The organism is Marichromatium sp. AB32 (genome assembly GCF_003718675.1).
In the GTDB taxonomy this organism is placed as follows: Bacteria; Pseudomonadota; Gammaproteobacteria; order Chromatiales; family Chromatiaceae; genus Marichromatium; species Marichromatium gracile.
Genome location: NZ_RHFJ01000107.1, coordinates 1 through 3486, shown reverse-complemented (window position 1 = coordinate 3486; position 3486 = coordinate 1). Strand labels below are relative to the sequence as shown.

Here is a 3486-nt window from a genome sequence, read left to right as displayed (position 1 = left end):
ATCTTGGACGCGCCGGGGCCTCGCCCGCGGGCGGGTGATGCTTGTAGTACTTGGCGAAGACCAGCCCGCAGGCCGTGCAGATGTCGGCGTGATCGGACTGCTCGGCACGACACTTGGGGCATTGCATGACGGATCAGCGGTGACGCCCCGCGAGCGCGCGCTAGAGCATCTCCTCGCGGAACTCGCGCAGCACCACGCCCCACCAGTCGAAGGTATCCTCGAGGTTGCGCGGGGTGACGCCGTAGTTGAGGTTGACGGCGAACTCCAGCACCGCATCGCCCTCGTCGTCGATATAGGCCTTGCCGAAGCGTTTGTCGCGATTCCAGCGGTTGACGTCCTCAAGGGTCAGGCCGGGCTGTTCCCAACCGGCATAGAACAGGATGTCCTTGCAGTCCTTGCCGTCATCGCAGCCATAGAAGGTCACCAGATAGATGACCCCGAACATCCGCCCACGGATACGCGGGTCGCCGACACTGTCGGTCTGCAACTCGGCGCTGCCGAAACCCTTGGCCGCCGTCAGCACCGCCTCGGGATCGGCCGCGCTCACCAGATCACGCGCCAGCGCGCCCCCACACCACAGCGCCGCCACCAGACCAGCGGTCAGCAGTCCACGAATACGCATCATTCCCCCTCCTCGCATCAGGCCAGTCGGGAGCGGACAACTAACTCTGCCCCCAACGATGAACCCCGACTCAAGGCCGGGGATGCGCCGGACATCCCGCGCACGGCTCAAGTATAAGCCGCGATCGCCACGGCGCGGCGATCAGCCCAGCGTACCGGCCAGGGCGCGAATGGCGTCGCGATTGGTCCAGGAGGCGGTGAGCCGCGCGGCGGCACCCGCCGGCACCCAGCGGTACTCGAGGTGCTCGCGCGGATTGAGCCGCACCAACCGCCGGGTCTCGAGCACCAGCGCGAACCAGTACTCGCGATTGAAGCAGACGTTGGGGGCATAGCGCTTGCGCCAGGCGCGCACGATCGGGAACAGCGCCGACTGATGCAGGTCGATCAAGCGCCCGCCGGCACGCAGCCCGGTCTCCTCGTAGACCTCGCGCGCCGCGGCCTGACGCGGGCTCTCGCCGGCATCGAGGCTGCCGGTGACCGACTGCCAGAAGGCCAGCGGACGCGCCCGACGGAGCATCAGGAACTCGCCCCCGCGGGTACAGATGACCACCAGCACCGACTGCGGGCGCTTGCGCGGCAGCCGGCTCATTGCCTCTGCCTCCGCCTCGCTCACCCTGAGCTGACGCAGGATCCCGGGATCCACACACTTGGCCATCAACATTACCTGTCTTGGTTCGGCCTCGGCGTCACGACCGGCGGCCTGAGGGAGAAATGAGCACACGCCACCTCGCGGTGGCGCGTGTTGCCGACGCCCGCGACGGGCGTGCGGGCGGGAGCGACGGGCTCAGCCGCGCTGGCGCAGACGCAGCGCCAGCTCCTTGAGCTGCGCCTCGTCGACCGCCGAGGGGGCGTCGGTGAGCAGACAGGCCGCGGTCTGGGTCTTGGGGAAGGCCATGACGTCGCGGATCGACTGCGCGCCGGTCATCAGCATCACCAGACGGTCGAGACCGAAGGCGATGCCACCGTGCGGCGGGCAGCCGAACTTGAGCGCCTGGAGGAGGAAGCCGAAGCGCTCCTCGGCCTGCTCGTCGCTGATCTTGAGCAGTTCGAAGACCTGGCGCTGCACCGCCTCGCGGTGGATACGGATCGACCCACCGCCGACCTCGGTGCCGTTGAGCACCATGTCGTAGGCACGCGACAGACAGCGGCCCGGATCACTGGAGAGGCTGTCGAGCTGCTCCTCCTTGGGCGCGGTGAAGGGATGGTGCAGGGCCACCCAGCGATCGGCGTTGGGATCGTGCTCGAACATCGGGAAATCGACCACCCACAGCGGGTGCCAGCCCTCGGCCATCAGCCCGCGATCCTCGCCGAGCTTGACGCGCAGCGCGCCGATCGACTCGTTGACCACCCGCGCCTTGTCGGCGCCGAAGAAGATCAGGTCGCCGTCCTCGGCGCCGGTGCGCGCCATGATGCCCTCGACGGTGGCATCGGGGAGGAACTTGAGGATCGGCGACTGCAGCCCCTCGCGCCCCTTGGTCGACCACTCGTTGACCTTGATGTAGGCCAACCCCTTGGCGCCGTAGATACCGACGAACTGGGTGTAGCCGTCGATCTCCTTGCGCGTGAGCGAGCCGCCGCCGGGCAGGCGCAGCGCCGCCACGCGGCCCTCGGGGTCCTGGGCGGGAGCGGCGAAGACCTTGAACTCGACCCCGTCCATCAGATCGGCGACGTCGATCAGCTCCAGCGACACGCGCAGGTCGGGACGGTCGGAGCCGTAGCGACGCATCGCCTCGGCATAGGTCATGCGCGGGAAGGGGTTGGGCAGGGTCTCGCCGTTGACCTCCTCGAAGAGGGTGCGGATCATCGACTCCATCAGCCCCATCAGCGTCTCCTCGTCGACGAAGGAGGCCTCGATGTCGAGCTGGGTGAACTCGGGCTGACGGTCGGCGCGCAGGTCCTCGTCGCGGAAGCAGCGCGCGACCTGGTAGTAGCGATCCATCCCGGACATCATCAGCAGCTGCTTGAACAGCTGCGGCGACTGCGGCAGGGCGAAGAACTCACCGGGGTGGGTGCGGCTGGGCACCAGATAGTCGCGCGCGCCCTCGGGGGTCGACTTGGTGAGGATCGGGGTCTCGATATCGAGGAAGCCGTGCTCGTCGAGGAAGCGACGCATCACCCGGGTGACCTGGCTGCGGGTACGCAGCCGCGCCTGCATCTCGGGGCGTCGCAGATCGAGATAGCGGTAGCGCAGCCGCACCTCCTCGGAGGCGTCGGCGGCATGGCTCTCGAGCTGGATCGGCGGGGTGGCCGCAGCGTTGAGGATCTCCAGCTCCAGGCCCAGCACCTCGATCTCGCCGGTGGGGAGATCGGGGTTGACGGTGCCCTCGGGACGCGGCCGCACCCGACCCTTGACGCGCAGTACGAACTCGCTGCGGACCTGCTCGGCGCGGGCGAAGATCTCGGCGCGATCGGGGTCGAACACCACCTGCACCAGACCGTCGCGGTCGCGCAGGTCGACGAAGATCACCCCGCCGTGGTCGCGGCGCCGATGCACCCAGCCGCAGAGCACGACCTCCTGGCCGTCATGGCTGCCGTTCAAGTCCCCACAGTAGTGCGTGCGCATCGTTCTATCGCCCCATTGTCCTGAAAGTCGTCGTTGATCGTTCGCGGCGCCGCGTCATCGCGCAGTCGCTCGCCTGGGGCCGAGTGCCCCGCCCCCGGACGGCGTCGGCGTCCGGGACATGAGAAACCAAAAAACCGCGCTGGGCGCGCCAGCGCGGCTTGCGGCTCGAACAGGGGGGACCGGCCTCACGGCGCATCGCCGACGGCGGGTGCCGCTTCGTATCAACCCCCCTCGCGGGGGCGAGAAGATACTGAAGCGGCGGGCGCACACGCAAGCACGACCCCCGCGAGCCGGGTCAAGAT

General features: G+C 68.5%; 3 protein-coding genes. All 3 read right to left on the bottom strand.

The window, feature by feature from the left end; genetic code table 11:
• Positions 1-160: 160 nt before the first annotated feature.
• The gene (locus EBL85_RS16525) at positions 161-625 is read right to left on the bottom strand and encodes a YbjN domain-containing protein (RefSeq protein ID WP_082805926.1); all 465 of its coding nucleotides are present in this window, start codon (positions 623-625) and stop codon (positions 161-163) included.
• Positions 626-763: 138 nt separating this feature from the next.
• Positions 764-1210, bottom strand: coding sequence for a dihydroneopterin triphosphate diphosphatase (nudB, locus tag EBL85_RS16520; RefSeq protein ID WP_123141486.1), 447 nt, complete (start codon positions 1208-1210; stop codon positions 764-766).
• Between the two features lie 195 nt (positions 1211-1405).
• Complete coding sequence (gene aspS / locus EBL85_RS16515; protein WP_123141451.1) at positions 1406-3184, bottom strand: aspartate--tRNA ligase; 1779 nt, start codon at positions 3182-3184, stop codon at positions 1406-1408.
• Positions 3185-3486 lie beyond the last annotated feature (302 nt).

Excerpts from the sequence above, each read along its gene's own strand:
- nudB (WP_123141486.1), bottom strand. The coding sequence starts at position 1,210 with ATGAGCCGGCTGCCGCGCAAGCGCCCGCAGTCGGTGCTGGTGGTCATC.
- aspS (WP_123141451.1), bottom strand. The coding sequence starts at position 3,184 with ATGCGCACGCACTACTGTGGGGACTTGAACGGCAGCCATGACGGCCAG.
- EBL85_RS16525 (WP_082805926.1), bottom strand. The coding sequence starts at position 625 with ATGATGCGTATTCGTGGACTGCTGACCGCTGGTCTGGTGGCGGCGCTG.